The sequence below is a fragment of the Actinomycetospora sp. genome (genome assembly GCF_055612215.1).
Window position 1 is genome coordinate 1 of sequence record NZ_JBVPVA010001190.1, and the last position, 5,193, is coordinate 5,193.

Consider the following 5,193-nt stretch of genomic DNA (forward strand, 5'->3'; position numbering starts at 1 on the left):
GGAGCCCTCCGACGAGGAGCCTCCGTGTTCGAGGTGACCGTTCCCGCCCTGCCCCGCGACCGGCTCGCGGCCGCACTCGGCGACGCCCAGTACCGCGCGCTCGACGCGCTGACCGAGCGCGCCGACGACGAGATGTCCGGGCACACGCTGTGGAACGTCAGTTCCACAGCGACCGGTGGCGGCGTCGCCGAGATGCTCCGCGGCCTCGTCGGCTACGCCGTCGCCGCCGGGATCGACACCCGCTGGCTCGTCGTCGAGGGGGCAGCGCCCTTCTTCGCGGTGACCAAGCGGATCCACAACTTGCTCCACGGGGCGGGCGGCGACGGCGGCGTGCTCGGCGCGGACGAGCGGGCGGTCTACGAGGCGCTGCTGGCCCAGGAGGCCGACGGCCTGCGGCAGGTGCTCGCGCCCGGCGACGTGGTCGTCCTGCACGACCCGCAGACGGCGGGGCTCGCCGAGGTCGTCCGCGCCTGTGGGGCCGTCCCGGTGTGGCGGTGCCACGTGGGCACCGACACGCGCGGCGAGCGCACCGACCAGGCGTGGTCGTTCCTGCGCCCCTACGTCGAGGCCGCCGTGGTCTCGGTCTTCTCCCGGGCCGCCTACGTCCCGGCGTGGCTCGGCGACGACGCCGCGCGGACCGCGATCATCCAACCGGCCATCGATCCGGTCTCGGCGAAGAACGTCGAGCTCGACCCCGGACGGGTCCGGGACGTCCTCGCGACCGCGGGGCTGCTCGACGGGACACCCGCCGCGCGGGACTGCGTCGCGCACCCCGCCGCCCTGGTCCGCGACGGTGGCCCCTTCCCCCGCGACGTGCCCCTGGTCGTGCAGATCTCGCGGTGGGACCACCTCAAGGACATGGCCGGGGTCCTCGACGCCTTCGCCCACGGCATCGTGGACGGGACGCCCGGGGCGCAGGCGCACCTGCTGCTCGCCGGCCCGAGCGTGGCCGGGGTGTCGGACGACCCCGAGGGGCTGCGCGTCCTCGACGAGGTCACGGCGGCCTGGCGGGCGCTGCCCGAGCGGGTGCGACGGCGGGTCGGGCTGGCCAGTCTCGACATGTCCGACGTCGACGAGAACGCGCTCGTGGTCAACGCCCTCCAGCGACACGCCACGGTGGTGACCCAGAAGAGTCTCCGGGAGGGCTTCGGGCTCACCGTCGCCGAGGCCATGTGGAAGTCCCGGCCCGTCGTCGCCTCGGCGGTGGGCGGGATCCGGGACCAGATCGACGACGGGATCTCGGGGCGCCTCGTCGGACCCGAGGACCGGCCCGCGTTCGCCGCGGCGATCGTCGACCTGCTGGCCGACCCCGAGGCGGCTCACCGGCTCGGTGCGGCCGCCCACGAGCGGGTGCGGGACCGCTTCCTGCCCGACCGCCAGCTGCGGGAGTGGCTCGACCTCGTGCGACAGGTGCGTGCCGGGAGCGGGCCGGTCGGGCGAGGTCGCGTCCTCGCCCGCCCGACCGCCCAGCCGTTGGAGGCCCGGACATGAGGACGCCGTTCGGCACCCCGGGGGAACTGCTGACCGGACTGCGCCTGCTCGCCGCCGCCGGCGTGCTCGCGCCGGTGCGCCCCGACCGCGCGGCCACGTTCCCGGCCGCGTACCTGCGCTACCGCTTCACGCCGGCCACCGCCTACGCGATCGGCGCCCGGCGACACCCGCACCGCCTCGCCGTGGTCGACGACCGCGGCACGCTGACCTTCGCCGAGATTCATCGTCGGACTGACCGGCTGGCCCGCGCGTTCGTCGACCGGGGGCTGACCGGGCGGGGACGGCTCGGGCTGCTGTGCCGCAACCACCGCACCCCGGTCGAGGTGATGATCGCCGCGGCCAAGGCCGGCGTCGACGTGGTGCTGCTCAACCCGGGTCTCTCCGCCGACCAGACCGCCGCGGCGATCGCGGAGCAGGGCGTCACCTCCGTGGTGGCCGACGACGACCTCGCCGATCGTCTGGTCCACCTGGCGGACGGCGTGACCTGGATCCGGGGATGGACCGGGGCGCCGGGCCCCGCCCCCGGGGAGGACTCGGTCGAGCAGCTGATCGCCGCCGGCGGACCCGGACCGCTCCCGTTCCGGCCGCGCGTCGGCCGCACGATCGTCCTGACCTCGGGCACGACGGGGCCGCCCAAGGGCGCCGAGCGTCCCGTCCCGAAGGGCCTCGGCCCGGTGGACGCGATCCTCTCGCGCATCCCGCTTCGCGCGCAGGAGCCCGCGCTGGTGTCGGCACCGCTGTTCCACACGTGGGGCTTCGGTGCGTTCCAGCTCGGGTCGCTGCTCGGGACGACCCTCGTGCTGCGTCGCCGGTTCGATGCCGAGGACGCCCTGAGCCAGATCGCCGTCCACCGCTGCACCCAGGTGTTCGCGGTCCCGGTGATGCTGCAGCGGATGCTGGAGCTCCCGGCGGAGGTCCGCGACCGGTACGACACGTCCGCCCTGCGCACGGTGGTCGCGACCGGGTCGGCGATGCCCGGGGCGAAGGTGACCGCCTTCCTCGACCGCTTCGGCGCGGTGCTCTACATGCTGTACGGCTCGACGGAGGTGTCCTGGGCGAGCATCGCCACCCCCGACGAGCTGCGCGCCGACCCCGAGACCGCCGGACGGGCTCCCGTCGGCACGGTGCTGCGGATCCTCGACGACCAGGACCGGGTCGTCCCGCCGGGCACGACCGGTCGGATCTTCGTCGGGAACGACATGCTCGTCGCCGGCTACACCCACGGGCGCGGGCACATCGAGGGCGTCGACGGGTTGCTCGGGACCGGGGACCTCGGTCACCTCGACCGGCGCGGCCTGCTGTTCGTCACCGGCCGCGCCGACGACATGATCGTCTCCGGTGGTGAGAACGTGCACGCCGACCAGGTCGAGAACCTCCTGGCCGGCCTCGCCGGGGTCCGCGAGGTCGCCGTCGTGGGGGTCGAGGACGCCGACCTCGGGCAGCGGCTCGCGGCGTTCGTGGTCCTCGAACCGGGTGCGGTGCTCGACGCCGAGGACGTCCGCGTGTACGTCAGGGACAACCTCGCCCGCTTCGCGGTGCCCCGCGACGTGGTCTTCCTCGACGAGCTGCCGCGGACGAGCACGGGCAAGGTCCTGAAACGGACGCTGCGGTCCATGGGAGAGCCGGTGAGCGCTCCCGATGACGCCGTCCGTCAGTGAGGCGCAGCACCTGATCGTGCTGGGCGCCGGGCCGGGACTCGGCCTGGCCGTCGCCCGTCGCTTCGGGCGCGAGGGCTTCGCGGTGACCCTCGTCGCCCGCCAGGCAGGCCATCTGGCCGCCCTCGCCCGCGAGCTGCACGACGCGGGCGTCGGCGCCGACACCGTGACGGCCGACATCGCGGACCCCCGCGGGTTCCGCCGCGCCCTCGAGGCCCTGGCGCCCCGCACACCCGACGTCGTGGTCTACAACGCCGCCCGCACCGCGGCCGACGGCATCCTGACCACCGACGTCGACCACCTGCTCGCCACCTACGCCGTGGACGTGGTCGGGGCCGTCACGGCCGCGCAGGTGTTCACCCCGGCGATGCGCCGCGCGGGCCGAGGCACCTTCCTCGCCACCGGTGGGCACCCGTCGGTGGCTCCGGACCCCGGGCACGCCACACTCTCCCTCGGCAAGGCCGGCCTGCGTGCGGCGGTGTCGCTGCTGCACGACGAGCTCCGGACCGACGGCGTCCACGTCGCCGGCGTCACGATCGGCGGCGCCGTCGTCCCCGGCGGGGCGCTCGATCCCGACCGCATCGCCGAGACCTACTGGGCCCTCCACACCCAGCCCGAGTCCGAGTGGACCGCCGAGACGACCCTCGACGGCCCGCAGGCCGACACCGCCCCACCCCGGGGACGGGGTGGGGGTGGCGCACCGGACGGCTCCTCCCGGTCGGCGCGCGCGCCCCGGCCCGGGCCGTCCGCCGGCGGCGCGGCGTCTCCCCGAGCGTGAGGACCTCCACCGATGCCGTGGTTCCCCGACTTCCTCACCGCCGCGGAGCCGGCACGCCGGCAGACCCGTGCCGAGGACCGGGCCGACCCGCCCGGCGCGCTCCTCACCGCACTGCGGCGACGCAGCGTCCGCGACCTCGAGACCACCTGGCCGGGAGAGGTGGTCATCCACGACCCGCGGGCCGGGACGGTCCGCGGCCACCGGAACATCCGGGCGTTCGTCCGGCGGAACGGCGAATGGCTCGCCGGGCTCCACGCCCGCACCGAGACCGTCGCCACCACCGCGTCCGGCGGCCGGGCCGTGGTGGAGCTGCTGGCGTACCTGACCCGGGACGGCCGGGAGGTGGCGTGGCCGGTCGCGGTGGTCGCCGAGGCCGAGCACGAGCGCTCGGTGCAGTTCCGCACCTACTCCAGCCGGCAGCCGGTCACCGGCGCCCACCACCTCCGGCCTCCGGTCCTCGCGCCGGAGTCCGGCGGTCCCGACGGCGTCGTCGGCCGCTACCTGGCCGCGCTGGCCGCCGGCGACGCCGACGCCGCCGTGCAGGCGTTCGCCCCGGAGGGGTACCTCCGCGAGCCCGACGCGCCGGAGTACACCCACCGCGGCGCCGCCGAACTGCGCCCGTACTTCGCCCGGTGCTTCGGCGGCGGAAGCGTGCGGCTCGAGTACTGCGCCACGACCGACGACGGCCTGCGGTGCGCCCTCGAGTACAACTGCGACCGCTGGGGTGGCCGCGATCTGCCACCCGAGGCGGGGCTGATGGTCTGCGAGCGCGACATCGGGGGGCGCCTGGCCGCTGTCCGCCTCTACGACGACATCGAGACCCCGGTGCGGGACGCATGAGGGGTTCGTCACCGGGTGGCGGCCGTACGGCGACTCAACGCGCGTGCGGGTGCGGGGAGGGCGGCGTAGAGCTCATCCACGTCGTGGCCTGTTACGCCGGTAGACGGGTTCGTCCGACCAGGTGCGCAGCAGGCACCGAGCGCGAAGCGCACCTACTTCACGTCGTACCGGTCCAGCATCATGACCTTGTCCCAGGCCTTGACGAAGTCCCGGACGAACTTCTCCTCCGACCCGTTCTCCGCGTAGATCTCCGCGACCGCGCGCAGCTCGGAGTTGGAGCTGAAGACGACCTATCTCGTCTCGGCGCCAAGGCCGTAACCTTCCATTGACTTCTTGAAGCCCACAGGATCGGAATCCACGAATGCGTCGAACGAGAAGCTTGGATCGGCCATCACACCCCACGTCCGACGTTTCTGCATCGCGAGGTTC

4 protein-coding genes and 1 pseudogene are annotated in these 5,193 nt (G+C 74.6%); 4 read left to right on the top strand and 1 reads right to left on the bottom strand.

Going from position 1 to position 5,193, the window contains the following annotated elements:
* The first annotated feature begins 24 nt into the window (after positions 1-24).
* The 4 genes from AC0CYZ_RS31870 to AC0CYZ_RS31885 are packed head-to-tail and all read left to right on the top strand — an operon-like array spanning position 25 to position 4,764.
* Positions 25-1,491, top strand: coding sequence for a glycosyltransferase (locus AC0CYZ_RS31870; protein WP_472222311.1), 1,467 nt, complete (start codon positions 25-27; stop codon positions 1,489-1,491).
* Positions 1,488-3,149: an AMP-binding protein gene (locus tag AC0CYZ_RS31875; protein WP_472222313.1), complete on the top strand. Its 1,662-nt coding sequence runs from the start codon at positions 1,488-1,490 to the stop codon at positions 3,147-3,149. The genes AC0CYZ_RS31870 and AC0CYZ_RS31875 overlap by 4 nt, the downstream gene beginning before the upstream one ends.
* A complete protein-coding gene (locus tag AC0CYZ_RS31880; RefSeq protein ID WP_472222315.1) occupies positions 3,130-3,924 on the top strand; it encodes an SDR family NAD(P)-dependent oxidoreductase in 795 nt (264 codons plus the stop codon). Before AC0CYZ_RS31875 ends, AC0CYZ_RS31880 begins: the two co-directional genes overlap by 20 nt.
* 12 nt (positions 3,925-3,936) lie before the next feature.
* Positions 3,937-4,764, top strand: a complete 828-nt coding sequence (locus tag AC0CYZ_RS31885; RefSeq protein WP_472222317.1) for a nuclear transport factor 2 family protein — start codon at positions 3,937-3,939, stop codon at positions 4,762-4,764.
* Positions 4,765-4,916: 152 nt separating this feature from the next.
* Here the strand turns inward: AC0CYZ_RS31885 and AC0CYZ_RS31890 are convergent.
* Positions 4,917-5,054: pseudogene (locus AC0CYZ_RS31890) on the bottom strand (peroxidase/catalase (catalase-peroxidase)); the annotation flags it as partial.
* Positions 5,055-5,193 lie beyond the last annotated feature (139 nt).

Bases quoted from the DNA above. Each gene is read 5' to 3' on its own strand.
- AC0CYZ_RS31885 (WP_472222317.1), top strand. From the start codon at position 3,937: ATGCCGTGGTTCCCCGACTTCCTCACCGCCGCGGAGCCGGCACGCCGG.
- AC0CYZ_RS31880 (WP_472222315.1), top strand. From the start codon at position 3,130: ATGACGCCGTCCGTCAGTGAGGCGCAGCACCTGATCGTGCTGGGCGCC.
- AC0CYZ_RS31875 (WP_472222313.1), top strand. From the start codon at position 1,488: ATGAGGACGCCGTTCGGCACCCCGGGGGAACTGCTGACCGGACTGCGC.